The organism is Armatimonadota bacterium, from assembly GCA_036504095.1.
In the GTDB taxonomy this organism is placed as follows: domain Bacteria; phylum Armatimonadota; class DTGP01; order JAKQQT01; family JAKQQT01; genus DASXUL01.
In genome coordinates, this window is the sequence record DASXVS010000071.1 from 13,290 (window position 1) to 30,355 (window position 17,066).

The window sequence follows — 17,066 nt, forward strand, 5'->3', positions numbered from 1 at the left end:
CGCACCCCGGCCTGAGCGGGCCTATCGCGTGACGCGGTCAAACAGATCGCGTTTCATGTCGCGGACGCGATCGAGAAACAGAATTCCGTCAAGGTGGTCGATCTCGTGCTGCAGGACCACCGCTTCGAATCCCCGGGCTTCAATGTGCACAGGCTCGCCCGAGGGGGAGACGGCCTCCACGGTCACGCTCCATGCCCGTTTGATTCGCGCGAGATATTGCGGAACGCTCAGGCACCCCTCTTTGAATACCTGCGAACCGGACGATGCGCTGATCACCGGGTTCACTAGTATCAACAGCCCGTGGTGTTCCTCGCATTTGGCGTTTCGGCCCGCGTCAACCAGCACTACCCGGTATCCACACCCGATCTGCGGCGCCGCGACTCCCACGCCCGGGACGCTGTTCATCGTGTCGAGCAGATCCCGCGCGATCTCCTGGGTGAGTGTCCCCGGATTGACATCCAGGCACTTCTCTCTCAGGCGTGAATCGGGCAGGCGTAGAATGTCACGGACGGCCATCTACAGCGTCACCGCATCGAGGCGCTGGACCGACACGTCGACTCCCAGTTGGCGGCCGGCTTCACTCAACGCCGACCGGAGCCCCTCAAAATCCTCGTCCGGAGCTGCGAGCGCCTCTATTTGCATAATGTAGACCGGCTGATCCTGCGTTCCCGCGAGGGCCGTGCGAAGGTCGGTTATGTCGGCATTGCGGTCCGCCAGCGTCTCGGCAATGGCGTGGACGATGCCCACCGTGTCGGCGCCGTAAACCGAGATATGATAGGAGTCTCCCTCTTGTTCTGGCGGGTTCACCTCAGCCGATTTGAGTTCGCGGAGGTTGATGACAAGTTTCAGCCCATCCCGAACCGTGTCAAGGCGCCTTCGCAACGGCTCGACCGGCGCATCCGGGTGCCGCACCAGCAGAATCATCGCGAATTCGCCGCGCAGCCGCGTCATGGACGAGTCTTCTACATTACAGCCGCTGGAGAGCAGCGCGTCCGTTACTCCCGCAACGAGGCCCGGCCTGTCCCGTCCGATTGCCGTCAACACCAGATGTTTCGCCATGCCGCCTCCACCCGTCGTCTAATGAGGTTCCTGCAGCACAACGAACGGCTGCATCTTACGCAGTTTAGCCGGCCCGATGCCCTTTACTTCCATCAACTCCTCAACAGTGCTGAAGCTGCCGTGCTCCTGACGGTATGCAAGTATCTTTGCAGCGGTGGCCGGTCCGACACCGGGCAGCCTCTGCAATTCCGTCTCAGTGGCGTTGTTGATGTCCACGGTCCCGTCGCCAGGCCGCCTCAGCTTGGCCACGGATCCTCTCCGCGGAGCCGAACTTGCCCCCTCGGCGTCCGTCACGGCCAGTGCGCTTTCCGATTCGACTTTTTGTACGGGTTGGGGTGGGTCCGGTCGAACCAGCACCGGTGGAGGAGGCGCGGGGGCAGGGGAGTCTGTAAGGTACGCTCCCGGATCGGAAGCGGGGACGTCTGCCACGGAGGGGACCATCAGTTTCTGCCCGTCCCGCAATGGCGATGCCAGGTTGAGAGCGTCGAGGTTGGCGGTCTCTTTGGCGCCCCCGGCGTACGATATTGCGTCCATCACCCGGCAACCCGCCGGCACGCGATAGAGGCCCGGCTTTGCCACATCGCCCGTCACGTGAACGAATATCGGCCCGTCCACCGGCGCCACTGCCGCACCCGACGCATCGCGGTTGGGGGCGGGCGCTTCCGTGAAGGTCACCCGCCCTGGAGTCGCCGAGTTCCGACGCCACACGGTTGCGGAAAACAGGACACAGACAAGAGACAGGCCAATTACCCACCAGACGTGCCACTTTGACAAAGGCGGCATGCCAACCTCCAGCGGAGCCAACGTTGGAGAAATGTATAGCACGCAGGCACAATAGCGGTCCAGTTTACAGTGCCGGGTCGTCGCAACCGCGAAAAGTGTGTTATAACGTTAGTAACGTTGAGCGCGCTCAGGGGTATAGTGCCTGGGGAGAGTGGCGCTCGTGATTGAACGCGAAACGAGACATATGAAAAAACTCCTGTTCTACGCCATGGTGGGCTGTCTCGCGTTGGTCGCGCTGGCAAGATGCCGCGACTGCGCCACGACGCCTCGCGTGCTCGCCGCCGAGGCCGTGTCCCCCGTGAAAGGGGACCTGGTGATCGACTTTCTTGGTGGTGTACGCGGGTATGTCGAACCCTGTGGGTGACACTCCGGCCAGTACGGCGGTATCGCCCGTTGGGCGACCTACATCAATAAATCCCGTAAGGACCACCCTGCCGAACTCGCGCTCTTCGCGGGGGGCATGCGTCTCAGCGGTGGACCCGTGAACGATCTGCAGGTTTCAACCCTGTGGGACGCGTACACGCGCATGAAATTCGACGCCGCAACGCTGTGTTCCAGCGACCTGCCGGACCTGGATCGCCTCCCCCCTGCGGCAAGGCCGATCCTCGTCTCCGCCAACGTGACCTACCAGGGCGGGCCCAAGGACGGAAAGCCGATTGCGCCGCCGATCCTCTACAAACGGCTCAAAACGTCGGAGGGAAAGACCGTGGTGGTCGCCATCATCGGCCTCCTGGGCGATGATCCATATCTCGCGCTGCCATCGCCGGCGAATTCGCCGACGGACAAGCCGTGGAAAGTCAGCAGCCCGGACGAAGCGCTCAAGCAGCTTGTTCCCACAGCGCGGCGCAAGGCGACGGTAGTCGTCGTCATGTTTGCCGGTCAAAGGGAAAGCGGCCGCAAACTGCTTGAAGCCAACCCCGGGGTGGACGTGATGGTCGTGGGGCTCGAAGGCGCTCTCGAGCATAACATGCTGCCGGTTGGAAAGAGCATGCTCGTCCAGAATGCCGATCGCGGGCGTTATGCAGGGCAGTTGGGCATCACGCTGGACAAGGACTTGAAGCCTGCTTCCTATGACCTCCGCAATTATACGATGGATGCGACCTTTGCGGACGATCCGGCGATGGCCGCCATGGTGAAGGATTTCCACGAGAAGCAGACCAAAATCGTGCCCCCGATGGTCGCCGCTCAGCCGAGCGTTCCAGTCAAGAAGAGCGATTGGGCAGGCTCCTATATGTGCGCCTCCTGCCACTCCGTTGAGTTCAATCAGTGGAAGACCACGAAGCATTTCGCCGCGATGGTTACCCTGGAACAGAAAGACGGAGGCCAGGCCGCCAAGCGCGCCGACTGCGTCGGCTGCCATGTGGTGGCCAATGACAAACCGGGCGGATATTCCGTTGCCATGCCGAGGTGGGATCTGAAGGGTGTGGGGTGCGAGGCTTGCCACGGTCCCGCCGCCGCACACGTCGATGCCCGATTGCGCCAGTTGGCCGACCCCTCCAAGATGATCGCCAACCCGGGACAAACCGTCTGCGTCACGTGCCACACCAAAGACAACAGCCCGGCCTTCGACTTCGCCACGTACCACCAGAAGATCGTCCACAAACCGGCTGCAGCCCCGACAGCCCCGACAGCCCCATAACACGGGCGTGGGCTTTCGGCGAAACGCACTGTATAGATACATAATGGGGGACCGCCACAGACGTGGCCGGTCCCCCGTTTGCCGTTCAGCATGTCTGAAATCGACCGGGCAAGCGCTTGCCCAAGCGCGCTCCACGTTTGACAAGGTTTTCGGAGCAGGGCTATCCTGCCCTTTGAACACCCTAGTATTCTCCAAGGAGATAGCCCTTGTCGCCTATTCAGTTTGGTACCGACGGTTGGCGTGGCGTTATCGGTGACACCTATACGTACGACAACGTCCGCATCGTGGCGCAGGCCACGGCCGACCACCTCAAGTCCATCGGCGCAACCGGACCGGTCGCCGTTGGCTATGACCGCCGCTTCTCGTCCGAGGATTTTGCCCTCCTCTGCGCCCGGCAGATAGCGGCAGCCGGCTTCAAAGTCCTTCTATCGGACGCCGAGTGCCCCAGCCCCGCCGTGAGTTACGTTACCAAGCATCGGAATGCCTCGGTTGGCGTGATGATCACCGCCAGCCACAATCCGCCCCGCTACAACGGGTACAAATTGAAGGCTTCCTACGGAGGCAGCGCCAACGCCGATCTGACAGGCCCCATCGAGAAACTCGCGCAGGCAATGCAAAAAGCGCCGATCCCGCAGCCCGCCGACTTTGAGGGCCGCATCCAGACAATGGACTTCAAGACGCCGTATATGGATGCCGTCGAGGCGTTCGTTGACCTCGACGTCATCCGCAAGATACACGGTCCGATCCTCGTCGATGTGATGTACGGCTCGGGCGCCGGTTATCTAGCGCCCTTCCTCCAGGGACTCGGCGTGGACGCGACCGAGTTTCGCGGTGAGCGAAATACCTACTTTGGCGGGATCAACCCGGAGCCGCTCCCCCAGAACCTGGTGCCGACCGCCAAACAAGTCGTCGCCATCGGCGGCAAGGCCGTTGTGATCGCGGACGGTGACGCCGACCGCATCGCCGCGATGGACGAGACCGGCCGCTTCGTGAGCCCGCACGAGATGTTCGCCCTCATGCTGATGCACATGGTCGAAGACAAGGGTTTGCGCGGTCCGGTGGCTCGAAGCATCAGCAGCACGACGATGATTGACGCGCTGTGCGCGAAGTACAGCCTGCCGCTGATGGAATGCTCCGTTGGGTTCAAATGGATCGCGGACGAGTTTATGAAGGATCCCCAGATGCTCATCGGGGGCGAGGAGAGCGGCGGGATCGGTATCCGGGGGCATATTCCCGAGCGTGACGCCCAGCTGAACGCCCTCCTTCTCCTCGAAATGATGGCCCACCGCGGAAAATCCCTCAAGCAACTGGTTGAGGAAGACCTCTGGCCGATCGTAGGATTCCACTGCTACGACCGCCGCGACCTGCATCTATCCGCCGAGTCCATACAGCGGACACGTGAAGCCGTGAAGGCAGCGGCTCCCACTCAGGTTGCCGGTGTCGAAGTCAGGAACATCAACCGGCGCGACGGCACGCGGTTCGAGTTCGATGACGGATCGTGGCTGCTGGTGCGCCCGTCCGGCACCGAGCCGGTGGTCCGAGTATATTCTGAAAGCTCTTCCTGTGAAAAGGTTCAGCGTTTCCTGGATGAAGGAGTAGCCCTTTGTCGCTAGACAACAACCCGCGGAAAGAGACGCCGATTGGCTCCGCCGCGGTTGCGAATGAAGAAGATCGCCGCCGGGTCCGGCTTGGCAATTTGACAGGGCAGTATCAGGCCATCCGCGCCGAGATCGACAGCGCCTACGCGGAGGTCATGTCCAGGGGCGCGTTCATCCTGGGGCCGGAGCTCAAGCAACTCGAGTCGGAGATCGCGGCTCTTTGCGGAGTTGAGCACGGCATAGGGGTCAATTCCGGCACGGACGCGCTGCTGATCAGCCTTCTCGCGCTGGGCATCGGCGAAGGCGATGAAGTCATCACCACGCCGTTCACATTCTTCGCCACCGCCGAAACGATCAGCCTCACCGGCGCGCGGCCGGTATTCGCGGACATCGACCCGGCTACCTTCACCATCGATCCCACCGCAGTCGAAGCGGCCGTCACATCGAAGACACGCGCCATTCTGCCCGTTCATCTCTATGGCCAGGCGGCCGATATGGATTCCCTTTCCGCTATCGCGGAGAGGAACGGCCTCAAGGTAATCGAGGACGCCGCCCAGATAATTGGTGGGTCCTACAAGGGCCGGCCGGCAGGGTCGCTGGGAGACATTGCGGCGTTCAGTTTCTATCCCACAAAGAATCTGGGCGCTTTCGGCGACGGCGGTATGATCGTCACCGATAACGCCGAATTGGCGGAACAGGCCCGACTGTTGCGCTTCCACGGGAGCGGCGGGTCCTACTTCTATAAGCGCGTCGGGTACTGCAGCCGCCTCGATGAAATGCAGGCGGCGTTTTTGCGTGTGAAACTGCGCCATCTCGATGAGTGGAACGCTCTCCGGCGAAGCCACGCAGCCATCTACAGCGCGCGCCTCGCGGCAAGTGTCGTCACTTCCCCGGTCGAAGCGCCGGGCTGCAAGCACATTTACCACCAGTACACCATCCGCAGCAGGCACCGCGACGCGCTCAAACAGCACCTTGCTGAGTGCGGAGTTGACAGCGGCATCTACTATCCCCAGGCCCTGCACCTGCAGGAAGTATACGCGAACCTGGGATATCTCCCCGGCAGCATGCCGCAGGCCGAGGCCGCGGCGCGCGAGGTACTGAGCCTGCCCGTGTACCCTGAGCTCAAGAGCGACGACATCGAGTATGTGGCGGCCCGCATTCTCGACTTTCAGCCATAGAGATTGTGATCGGCGGTGCGCCGGCAGCGACGCCCACCCAGTTTCGAGGAGACACACGAGCCGTTGCCGATGCGGCGGCGCGTATTACCACCGAGGAGGGAAGACATGCGCATTATCCATCTCCTGCCCGTCGTGGCCATCACTTCAGCCATGATTGCGGGCTGTAAACCGGCCCCAGTGACCACTCCCCCGGCGACGCCCCCGGCAGCCCCAGGAGCGCCGGGCGGGCCGCCGATGCCGGCCGGACCGCCGATGCCGGCGGGCCCGCCAATGCCGGGCGCTCCCGCAGCGGCCACCGCATCCGGTACAAGCGGGAAAGACATATTCGCCAAGAACTGCGCGGGATGCCACGGGGCCAAGGGCGAAGGCCGTCTGGCCGGCGCTCCGAAGTTCGCCGATCCGGCGTGGCAGAAGGGGCAGGACGATGCGGAGCTGATCGGCATCATCCGCAACGGCAAGGGCCGGATGCCGGTCTGGAAAGACAAGCTGACGGATAAGCAGATCACCACCGTCGAGGCGTACATCCGCACGTTGGGCCGCGCTCCAAAGAAGTAGCGGGTTACCGACTGATCCAAACACAAGAGGGCCCCGCCTTCGCGTCTCCAGTCTCCAGTTGAGGCATGGACGCGGCGGCGGGGCCCTTCAATCGTGTGCGCCTGCGAGTCCAGTGACTACAAGGAGTAGCCGCCAACGCAGACGACCGGTTCCGTTGGAGCCTCAAGCGTCCCATCAAGAACGTCGAGGACGCGGTCCAGCCCGTTCACTTTGATGCAGTCGGTCTCAGCGTGGCGCTCGTTCCGGTCCAGCAGCACCGGGGTGAGACCGGCGGCGCGCGCTCCAATCACATCGGACCGGTAGTCGTCGCCAATATAAATGCAGTCATCGGGGGACGCGCCCATCCGCTCGAGCGCAATTTCGAAAATGCGGCGTGACGGCTTCTCGATCCCTTCCGCCATCGAGGATACCAGAACGGGGAAGAGGTGGGCGAGGCCCATTTCGCGGCAGAAATCGGGCAGCGAGGGCTCCCAGTTGCTCACGATCGCCAACGGGAGGCCCGATGCTTTCAGGCTGTTGAGAAGGGGCATCGCGTCGTCATAGATTCCCCACCAGCGCGAAGAACGGCAGATGCCCGACTGCAGCCGGTCCACCAATTCCTCGGTGGCGTGTCCGTTCGTCAGGTGGTTGAGGACCATACGCGCTTCCGTGCGAAGCAATGCCTGCTCGGCGGGGACCGAACGGCAGCCCAATGAATGCCCGGCGTGGTAAGCGCGCCACATCGTCGCGGCGCCTTTCCAATCGGTAGCGTCGGATACGGGCAACTGCATTTCGTCGCACAGGATCCGCAATATGCGCTCCTGGGAAACGATGCGGTACACCAGCGTGCCACCAAGGTCAAACAATACCGAGCTGTAACGAGGCAAGAGACGGGTCCTTTCGCGTACACTGCGCATCACCATCGTTTGTATCGGGCCATGCGGAGCGTCTCCTCAGGCATGTGCGGCGGTGTTACCAAACATGACCCGCTTTAACACGATGGAGGAGCGCCCGGGTATCACGCAGGCGTCGCAGCTTGGTTTGGCGGGCCACCCAGACCCGGAACTCGCTGTGCCCCGATGGGATGAACTCCAAGATCGGGCATATATAAGGAGTTCGCTGTGGATTTATCTCGATGAATGGGATAAAATGCGTTCATCCGCCCCCGAAAGGTGATATCCCGGCGGCATCCGCCGGGGCCGAGAAGGGGCAAAGGGGCTCTGGTCCCGGAGCGGCGTCGTGGAGCACCCGCCTCTCCTGAAGCACCGAAGGTGAAGCCCCTCATGCTGTAATCTATAGCGACCCAACCTCACAGGCCGACAGAAAGGTAAGCAACCATGTCTCGGCTCCAACTGTCTCATCCCCTGTGGCTCGCGGCCATCGCGGCTATGCTCCTGGCGTCTCCTTCAACGACACCCGCGAGCGCCACCTCGCTCCCGGCGGGGCATCCTGTTTCCCTCGGCTCCATCGCCGAACTTTTTTCCCTCAGACCCAACCCGGGCACCGCTCCGGCGCAGGGCCTTCTCGCGTACTCTGTGCCCGCCGGCCCGGCGACCCGTACGAGCGGCGTCGGTACACCCGAATCCGCCGGCTCATTGTCGGACGCCGTCGCGGCGAAAGCGCCGGGCATCGCCCACATCCAGAGGTCCCAGGCGGGCACCGTCCGCTGGATGGACGGTAATTTTGGCGCGGTATCCGGCACGACAAGCCTGATGGCAACGGGACCCATATCGAACGCCGCCATCACCCCGCCACCGACCGACCTGCCGGCCCGCATCCTGGCTGCGCTTCAACCGCTTGCTCCCATCCTCCGCCTGCGGGATCCGGCCGCCGAACTCCGCCCGATGAACGTCCAAACGGACGACATGGGCTTCCAGCATGTGCGCTTCCAGCAAATATATGCAGGCATCCCGGTCTGGGCGCGGGACCTGTATGTGCACGTTGACGGTTCCGGCCAGTTGCGTGTCCTGAACGGTGAGTACGATCCGACCCCTGTGGGCGTGGCGACGGCGCCTGTCATTTCGGCAGATGATGCCGTGGGCGCCGCCATCACCAACTTGCGGACCGAATTCCGCTGGTCGCCCGTGTCCAACAGCGTCGCGGCGAAGTTCGGCTACACCGCCCCGCAAGCCGAGCTGGTAATATACATCAGCGGCGGCGCCGCGGCGCTTGCCTACGCGGTGACGGTTCAGGCCAACCTCCTCGAGAAGTGGACTTATCTGGTGGATGCCATCGCGGGAGGCATCCTGCACCGCGTACCGGAGTATTGCTCCGTCGGATTCGCCGACGCAAGCGGCGTGGACCTGAACGGCCAGACGCAGACCTTCCGATCCTGGCAGAACGCCGGCGGCGAGTATTTCCTCTTCTGGGATCTCCCGAACTACGACGCGGCGAAATCTCAGCTGCCCGACTCCATGCTTGGTGGCAGCCAGATACTGGACCTGCGCGGCCAGGCCCCCGGCGCAAGCCCGGCACCCACCTACTACTACACGACGTCTCCGAACAACCAGTGGGCGGACAAGGCGTCAGTATCCGCCGATTTCAACGCCAAAACCGCGTACGATTACTACCACAACACGTTCAGCCGCAAAGCGATTGACGATGCCGATGGCACCATTCTTTCCGTTGTGCACGTTGCAGACACGGGCGGCGGCGGGTTGGACAACGCCTACTGGAACGGAAGAGCGATGTTCTACGGGGACGGGGCCACCGTCTTCAAGCCTCTGGCGGGTGGCCTCGATGTGGCGGGACACGAGATGACCCATGGGGTGGTTCAGCATTCGGCCAACCTCGTGTATGAAACGCAGGCCGGAGCGCTCAACGAATCGTTCGCCGATTTCTTCGGCTTGATGATCGGAAACCCGGCCAATTTCCTCATCGGTTCGACCGTCATGCAGCCTGGGCAGGGCATCGCTTTGCGGGATATGGGACAGCCGGACAACCCGCAGGTGTACGCGGTGCAGCCCGCGACAATGGCGGCTTATGTTAACACAACGTCCGACAACGGCGGAGTCCATACCAACAGCGGCATTCCGAACCACGCCGCCGCGCTTATCATCACCGCGATCGGCCGCACCAAAGCGCAGCAGATATACTACCGGGCGCTGACAAAGTACCTGACCCGCACCAGCCAGTTCGCCGACTGCCGAAACGCGCTGGTGCAATCTGCGAAGGACCTCTTCGGGGCCGCCGGCGCGGAGGTCACCGCCGTCAACAACGCGTTCGATGCCGTTGGAATCCGAATACCGACCGTACCGCCCCCGGGCAGCATCATCCCGCCGGTCACCGGCGGCACACCGTACGTCACGTTCATCACCCAAGACGGCTCCATCGGCCTCTACGATCCGGCGGCGCAGACATACACATTGTTCGGAGGCGCCACCAAAGCCCGCACGACGGCGCAGATGGATGACGCGTCGCAACTCTCAACGCCGTTGGACGGCAGCGCCATCTGGTACATCAGTCAAACCGGGCACCTTTCCTTCGTTGACGTTCAAACCGGCGAGGTACGTTACTTCCCGAATCTGTACATCGCGAAGGATGGCGACCTCTGGAACGCGGTCATCTCGCCGGACGGCCGCTTCGCGGTCATGGATGCCGCTCCAACGTCAGCCGACCGATCGGTGTACATCTTCGACGGCGCCCAGCTCTATCCCATCACGCTGGACCTGCAGGCCTCCGATGGTGGGGCTGTGGATAAGACCATCCAGTACGCGGACGTTCTCTCGTGGTCGCCCAATATGGGTTTCCCGAAGATCGGTTTCGACGGCCTGCACCGGACCAGCATCAACGGGAATACGGTCGAGTACTGGGGAATGGGCGAAATCAATTTCACGACGAACCGCATCTACGACCTGGAGCCCGGCCAGCCGATTGGTGTGAGCGTCGGCAATCCAACCTACGGCAACACAAACCCTGACCTGATCGCCTACAACACCTTCACCACCACCTTCGCCGGAACCTACATCGACACCGTCATCATTCGGGGAGGGATAGAGACGACGCTCAATATCGACCAAATCCTCCTGAACGATGGGACATACGTCAACGACGGTCAGCGTGCCACTTTCTCGCCGGATGACACCAAGGTGTGCTTCGCCGCGCCGCAGAGGAACCGTCTGTGCTTCTACGACCTGGCGGCTAACAATCTGACCGCCCTGAGCCTGCTGAACAATGGAACCGAGTTCCCCGTCTATAACGCGCGGTGGTTTGTGCTGGGTGGCTCGGTGCCTTACACGTTCGTCGATGTCAGGCGCGCCCTGGCCTTCTCGGCAGGTATCGCCACTGCCGGCGCAGACGACAAAACGCGCCTGAACCTCGTGGACCTCGGTGCTTCCGCGGGAAAGATCACCCTGCAGGATGCCGTCGCCATCGCCCGCAAGGTGGTGGGCTTGGGATAAGAGAGGGGGCTGGCTTCCGGGATATCCTTCATGAATGTTTCGGCTGTGGCGGCCAGGAATCACCTGGCCGCCACGGCCGGATGCTTCGTCTGACGCACGCGGCCTTCGCGCCATGACGCCGATAACTTCCTTTTGAGAACGTGACGCTCGATCCCTCAAACGGCCGCGCATCGGGCTCAAGCACCCCCCTGGTAATCGGGTCCGGCGGCCGGAGCCCGGGAAGCGCTTTGCCTCGTGTTTGCCGCGAAAGGTTCGGTCTTGCTGCCAAGTTGTATCAAGCGCATAGCAGTTCGGCGCGCGCCGGAGGCCGAGGGTGTATAATCACAATTATAATCGCGGCTCATCGGGAGGCACAACGTGGAAGGGACATACCCGGCCCGCGCCAAGATCTTTGTAAGTTACAGCCACAGAGATGTGGCCGCTCTTGAACGCCTTCAGGTCCACCTGAAGCCCTACGTGCGAGCCGGCTCACTGGACCTCTGGGCGGACACCCGGTTGCGCCCCGGTCAGCAATTCAATCTCGAGATCCGATCCGCTCTGGCCGCCGCCCGTATCGTGGTTCTCCTCGTCAGCGCCGATTTCTATGCGTCGGACTACATCACAGGAGTGGAGGTCCCCGCTGTGCTCGATGCGGCCGACCGCGACGGGATCGTTGTCCTGTGTGTCATTCTGAGCCCATGCGGGTTTCTACGGGACCGAGGCCTTTCCCGCTTTCAGGCTGTGAATGATCCCGCGACGCCCGTTCTCAGCATGCCCGCCATCGAGCAGGAAGCCGTCTGGGCGCGCCTGACTGACGAAGTTATACGCCATCTGCCGCCGGAGGCGCCCAGTCTCGGACCCGGCGCATTGCACCCGGAGGAGACCGCCTCGCCACCCGGAGCGAACGGGCCCCGGAAGGCGGTTTTCGGCGTCTCGTTCGAGCGGAACGCGGTATTCACCGGGCGCGAGGACGTGCTGGAAAGTATCCGGTCCGCCCTATGGGAATGCCGCGACGACAGGTGGCCGCGGGTCGCGGCGCTCAGCGGAATGGGCGGTGTCGGAAAGACGCAAATAGCCCTCGAGTATGCCTGCCGCAACCGGGCAGCATACCGGCAGGCTTTCTGGGTGCTCGCTGATACCGAAACCTCGCTCCGTGAAGGCTATGCTGCGATCGCGCTCCGTATGGATCTGCCGGAGAAGGACGCTCCGGATCAGGGGTGGACAGTCCAGGCTGTGCAGCGGTGGTTCGAGGAGAACGATGATTGGCTCCTCATCCTTGACAACGCCGATGAAGTGGAGTCCGCTCGCCATTTCATACCGGCGGGCGGGAGAGGGCATGTTCTGCTGACCACGCGCGCCGGGGTGATCAGCCCGGGGATGAAAGTCACGCGAGTGGAGACCATGGGCGTGGAGGACGGGGCGATCTTGCTGCTTCGGCGCGCAGGACGCATCGAGTCGAATGAGTCTCTCGAGGATGCATCCGAGAATGACAGGGTTGCGGCGCTTGCGCTCAGCGAAATTGTTGGAGGCCTCCCCCTGGCGCTCGACCAGGCGGGCGCCTATATCCTGAACCGCCAACGGACGCCCGCAGATTATCGCGATCGGTATACGCGTGAGCGCATGAAACTGTTGGGAAAGCCGGGCAGGCAGGGCGCCGGTCAGCACGATCCCGTGACGATCACCTTCTCTCTCGCCTTCAGCCGGCTCGATCCGGAGAGCGCGGGGGCGGACCTTGTCCGCGCCTGTGCGTTTCTCGCTCCGGACGCGATCCCTGACGAACTCTTCCGTACAGGCGCCCGGGCGCTTGGAGGCCGATTCTGCGAGATGGGCGATGACGAGGATGTCTGGGACGATGCCGTTGCAGAAGCCACGCGGTTCTCGCTTCTGCATCGGGACGCCGACGCCCACACTCTCTCCCTGCACCGGCTGGTCCAGAGCGTCCTGCAGGAGGGAATGTCCAGCGCCGCGCAGCGGATGTGGAAGGAGCGCTGTGTACACGCCCTGGCGCTCGCCTTCCCGGACCCGGACTTCTCTCTTTGGGGGCTCTGCGAGCGCCTCCTTCCGCACGCTCTGGTCGGAGTGCGGTGGGTGGAGGAGCAGGGGTTCGAGGATGCGGAATCCGCGGACCTGCTGCTCTATGCCGCCACCTACATAGGTGACCGCGCGCGAGACCTCGAGGCCAAGCCTCTCCTGGAGCGCGCCCTTAGCATCCGCGAAAAGAACCTGGGCCCCGAGGATCCGGGGACCGCCGATTGCCTGACATCGCTGGCGGTGAATTGCTTCAAGAGGAGTGACAATGATGGGGCGGAAGCCCTGTTGAGGCGGGCGCTGGACATCCGGGAAGCAGCGCTCGGGCCGGACCATCCCAAGGTGGCCGAAAGCCTCAGCAATATCGCCTCCGTTTACGCGCACCTTGACCGGCATCCCGAGGCAGAGGCGATGCACTTGCGGGCTGTCTCTGTCCAGGAGAAGGCTCTCGGGCCGGAGCACCCGGATACGGCACTGAGCCTCAACAACCTGGCCGTCCACTACCACCTGCAGCATCGCCCCGGGGAGGCGGAGCCCGTTTTTCGGCGCGCCCTCGCCATATGGGAGAAGACGCTGGGTACGCAGCATCCCTACACGACCCTGGCGCTGCATAACCTGGGAATCCTCTGTTTTGAGGGCGCGCGATTTGATGAGGCCCGGGAGTTCTATGAACGGGCCTTGAATGCGCGGGAAGAGGGGATTGGCCCGACGCATCCGGATACCATTGCGACGGCGCGCCGGCTCCGCGACCTCTACAGGTTGCAGGGAATACACAAGACGGCCGAGGCCCTGGAGGCCCGCTTCCCGGACAGCCGTGACAAAACCGCCGCGTAGCATAAGGGGAGCCGGCGCGGTCCTCGTCTCGAGTTCTTCCGAAGCGACCCAGTCACCTGACGCGATGTTACGCGGAGGCCGTAATGGCGTCTCGGGCGGCGAGGCGCAGCGGTTCGGTAAACTCGATCACCGCGAGGCCGTCCGCGGAGCGAACCTCCGCGGCGATGGACCTGCCGTTCAGTTTCGGCTTCCATGGTGAGGCGCCCGGCGAGAGGCGCAAGGCTTTGAGCGTTATCTCACCGGAGGCGCAGCGCAGCTCGAAGCGGCGTGGCCCGATGGCCATGCTCCCCCAAGCCGTGGAAGCAAACCATGGCGCGCGCAGCAGTTTCTGGCGGACCGTCGGGGCGATGGTGAGTGTGGCTTTGGGCGCGTCCACCTTGAAACCGGTCGCCGCCAGGAGGAGCGCCCAACTGGACATCGCGCGGTAGTAGTGGTCGCCGCACTCGATGTGGTTCCATACGCGGCCGGCGCGCTGGTATCGATCGTGCACGCTGTGAACGACGTTCATCCCGGCTTCGACCAACCCGAAGTCGATCATCATCGAGGCGACGGCGTATTCGATGCCGGTCCAGTTCGCTGTGGTGTTCACGTTTCCGAGCGCCGGGAAATGGGCCTGCCGATCGGCTGGGTAGGAGGCGTTCTGCAAACCCATTTCGGGCGAGTAATTGTGCTTCGCGATAGCTTCGAGGGCGGCGATCACGCGTTCCCTGGGCAGGCCGTGGCCGAGGCCGGCGAGGTTCGTGAACCATTCGCCGCTCAGTTGATCCGACATGCAGGCATCGTCGCGGCGGTTTGTATCGACGAGCAGGCTGTAGTATTCGCCGTTCCACAATCTCTTGTCGAATGCCGGAACCGCCTTTGCGAGGATCGCCGCGTAGAGGCTGGCCTGGTCTTTCTCCCCAAGCTCCGTCGCGATATGCACCGCCGCGCGCAGGGCGCCGAGCCAGAGGCTGGCGATATAAGCCGGGGTTCCGGAAAAGTCCCAGCCGTCATAGGTGTTGCGGCGCGTATCGCGGTCCGGGAGGCCGTCGCCGTCGCCGTCGAGGAGCGCCGTGCTGGCCATGGCCCGCTGAATGTGGGGCCAGAGGGCGCGGAGGTATCCCTTGTCGCCGGTCCAGAGGTAGTCGCGGGCCGCCAGCATGACGAACTGGGGGTTCATGTCCACGCGGTCGAAACCGTTGTCCACGTGGAAGAAATCAGGCGTGAAGAAATGGGCCACGCGGCCGTCCTGCCGCTGGAACTCCGCTCCCATCAACATCTGCCCCTGCTGAAGCTCGGGGAAGAGGGCGATGATGTTGAACGAGCCCTGGTAGGTGATATCCATTGTCTGGAATCCGCAACAGCCCAGCCCCTCCCAGACCGCGAACTTGCCGTCCCGGGTCCACCACGTACATTTCGAAAGCGTGCTCAATTGGCTGGACCAGGCCGTCGCCATTTCCGAGCCGAGCGTCGTATCGTGCAGCGCCGCGGAGAAGGCTGCCGTCTTCCGCCGGTGGTCGTCGAAATGGCTCGCCAGAAATCGGTTCACATCCTCGGCATCCTGGAACCACTCCTCATATTTGTGCCCCATCTCCGGCCCATTCGCGCTGAAGTGATGCGGGAAGTGCCATCCCAAGGTGAAGCGAATCTCCCTCTCCTCGCCGGGCGCCAGAGTCAGCGTGGAGCAGAGGGCGGCGTCACCCCAGTCCTGACGGCTGCGATCATCTCCCGCCAAGTCGTTAAGGTACGATCGGGCTTCTGAGAGCACGGAGGCCAGCCCTTTATCCGTGGTGATCAGGCTTGGGTCCACCCGTTGCGCCAGTCGGCGAAGGTCGTCGAAGACGGCGAACTGCGTCAGCTTCGCCCACAGCTCCGCCTTTTCCGTGTGGGAAAGCGCACCGATCTCGTCATCCGACAGCATCAGAAGGCGGGCGGGGGAGGCGGCTCCGGGAAGGCTGGGCAGGCGGCCAGCCTCGCGGAACGCCCGCAGGTACGTGATCGCCGAGAGGCCGAAACGGCCATTAACGCGGGTGGTGCTGGACAGGTAGTCTGCGAATTCGCCGAGTATCCAGCTGGATTTCCCGCCGGTAACGGACAGGCCGAGGCTGCCGAGCGTCGCCTTCCGGTCCATTTCGGCCTTGGTGCGCATAGTCAGGCAGGTTGTCCCGCCCGTCTGAGTGATGCTGTTCTCGAGTCGGCGGTCGGAGGCGCCCCACGCGAGCGGGTCCTTAAGATGACCCATCAGCGAAACTTCCACCCGCCGGTTGGTTGTATTCCTCACGGTAAAGACCGCGTGGAAGCCGGGTGTGCCGCTGACGCGGGCGTCGTGCGGGAAGAATGGCGAGAAGAAAGCGCCGGTAATGGCGACGGGCAGGCTGTCGTCCAGGTAATCCAGAGTGGCGACGGGGAATTCGCCGGTGTAGACGATGCCCTGCACGTTCTTGGCCCAGCCAGCCGCGTAGAGATCGTTTTCGTCGCTGTTCAGCCCGAGGCGGCGGAGCTGTGGCTCGGACTGTCCCTGGCGTGTGCGGAGGAAGAAGGCGAGGGCGGAGAGCGGCATATCGGGACCGGCGTTGCGTTCATGGTCCGGCTGGTGCGGCGCCCATTGGCCCTGGTTGAAGATAAGCCAGTCGTGGAAGTAGCCATCCGGCCGGATCTCGATCGAACCCGTACCGAGACCGCCCAGCGGGATGCCGCTCACGTGGTCTGTTGCCGCGTGGATGGGAGGCGAAGCGCTCGCGGTGGACGCGGTCGATGCGCTGGTGCGTCGGCTTTCCGCGGGTGCTGCCCCTGCCGGATTGGCCGAGGAGGTGACTCCCACTGCTGTGACGGCCGCGGATGCCGCTGCGGAATGGAGAAACTTGCGGCGAGTCATCGCTCCCGCGTCGTGTGAGCCCATCGTTCGTGCTACCTCCACCGGATCTGGACAGGGGATCGCCCTCACCCCGGTCCGTTTCAAGGATTATCGTGCCGTGGAGCGCGCCGAAGCAACCGTCGTCGGCGGCCGCGCCCTGCGGTGGCGATGTCGCGGTAGACCGTCGTGCTGGTGTATACT

The 17,066-nt window shown here is 63.2% G+C and carries 13 protein-coding genes; 7 read left to right on the forward strand and 6 right to left on the reverse strand.

Features of this window, described 5'->3' with window-relative positions:
* Nucleotides 1–21 precede the first annotated feature (21 nt).
* From def to VGM51_15610, 3 genes are read right to left on the reverse strand one after another with little or no spacing between them, the layout of a single operon-like run.
* Nucleotides 22–516, reverse strand: a complete 495-nt coding sequence (gene def, locus VGM51_15600) for a peptide deformylase (protein ID HEY3414463.1) — start codon at nucleotides 514–516, stop codon at nucleotides 22–24.
* A complete protein-coding gene (locus VGM51_15605; protein HEY3414464.1) occupies nucleotides 517–1,059 on the reverse strand; it encodes an ACT domain-containing protein in 543 nt (180 codons plus the stop codon).
* 18 nt (nucleotides 1,060–1,077) lie between these two features.
* Nucleotides 1,078–1,842: a helix-hairpin-helix domain-containing protein gene (locus VGM51_15610; GenBank protein HEY3414465.1), complete on the reverse strand. Its 765-nt coding sequence runs from the start codon at nucleotides 1,840–1,842 to the stop codon at nucleotides 1,078–1,080.
* A gap of 184 nt (nucleotides 1,843–2,026) precedes the next feature.
* Here VGM51_15610 and VGM51_15615 point away from each other — a divergent pair, with 184 nt between their 5' ends.
* The 4 genes from VGM51_15615 (at nucleotide 2,027) to VGM51_15630 (ending at nucleotide 6,257) form a co-directional block, all read left to right on the forward strand.
* Complete coding sequence (locus VGM51_15615) at nucleotides 2,027–2,206, forward strand: hypothetical protein (protein ID HEY3414466.1); 180 nt, start codon at nucleotides 2,027–2,029, stop codon at nucleotides 2,204–2,206.
* Between the two features lie 117 nt (nucleotides 2,207–2,323).
* Nucleotides 2,324–3,481 carry a multiheme c-type cytochrome gene (locus VGM51_15620; GenBank protein ID HEY3414467.1) on the forward strand — a complete coding sequence of 386 codons (1,158 nt, stop codon included), beginning with the start codon at nucleotides 2,324–2,326 and terminating at the stop codon, nucleotides 3,479–3,481.
* 206 nt (nucleotides 3,482–3,687) lie between these two features.
* Entirely contained in the window at nucleotides 3,688–5,094 is a 1,407-nt protein-coding gene (locus VGM51_15625; protein ID HEY3414468.1) for a phosphoglucomutase/phosphomannomutase family protein, read from the forward strand.
* A 26-nt stretch (nucleotides 5,095–5,120) separates the two neighbouring features.
* Nucleotides 5,121–6,257, forward strand: coding sequence for a DegT/DnrJ/EryC1/StrS family aminotransferase (locus VGM51_15630; protein ID HEY3414469.1), 1,137 nt, complete (start codon nucleotides 5,121–5,123; stop codon nucleotides 6,255–6,257).
* Here the strand turns inward: VGM51_15630 and VGM51_15635 are convergent.
* The gene (locus tag VGM51_15635; GenBank protein HEY3414470.1) at nucleotides 6,248–6,370 is read right to left on the reverse strand and encodes a hypothetical protein; all 123 of its coding nucleotides are present in this window, start codon (nucleotides 6,368–6,370) and stop codon (nucleotides 6,248–6,250) included. The genes VGM51_15630 and VGM51_15635 overlap by 10 nt on opposite strands.
* On the opposite strand from VGM51_15635, the gene VGM51_15640 reads away from it, so the two are divergent.
* Nucleotides 6,363–6,812: a c-type cytochrome gene (locus VGM51_15640; protein HEY3414471.1), complete on the forward strand. Its 450-nt coding sequence runs from the start codon at nucleotides 6,363–6,365 to the stop codon at nucleotides 6,810–6,812. The genes VGM51_15635 and VGM51_15640 overlap by 8 nt on opposite strands.
* Nucleotides 6,813–6,928: 116 nt before the next feature.
* Here the strand turns inward: VGM51_15640 and VGM51_15645 are convergent, their stop codons facing one another.
* The gene (locus VGM51_15645; protein ID HEY3414472.1) at nucleotides 6,929–7,678 is read right to left on the reverse strand and encodes an HAD-IA family hydrolase; all 750 of its coding nucleotides are present in this window, start codon (nucleotides 7,676–7,678) and stop codon (nucleotides 6,929–6,931) included.
* 450 nt (nucleotides 7,679–8,128) lie between these two features.
* Here VGM51_15645 and VGM51_15650 point away from each other — a divergent pair, with 450 nt between their 5' ends.
* Nucleotides 8,129–11,191, forward strand: coding sequence for a M4 family metallopeptidase (locus VGM51_15650; protein HEY3414473.1), 3,063 nt, complete (start codon nucleotides 8,129–8,131; stop codon nucleotides 11,189–11,191).
* Nucleotides 11,192–11,548: 357 nt separating this feature from the next.
* The gene (locus VGM51_15655) at nucleotides 11,549–14,032 is read left to right on the forward strand and encodes a tetratricopeptide repeat protein (protein ID HEY3414474.1); all 2,484 of its coding nucleotides are present in this window, start codon (nucleotides 11,549–11,551) and stop codon (nucleotides 14,030–14,032) included.
* A gap of 67 nt (nucleotides 14,033–14,099) precedes the next feature.
* On the opposite strand, the gene VGM51_15660 is transcribed toward VGM51_15655, so the two are convergent.
* The gene (locus VGM51_15660; protein HEY3414475.1) at nucleotides 14,100–16,910 is read right to left on the reverse strand and encodes a GH116 family glycosyl hydrolase; all 2,811 of its coding nucleotides are present in this window, start codon (nucleotides 16,908–16,910) and stop codon (nucleotides 14,100–14,102) included.
* Between the last annotated feature and the right edge of the window lie 156 nt (nucleotides 16,911–17,066).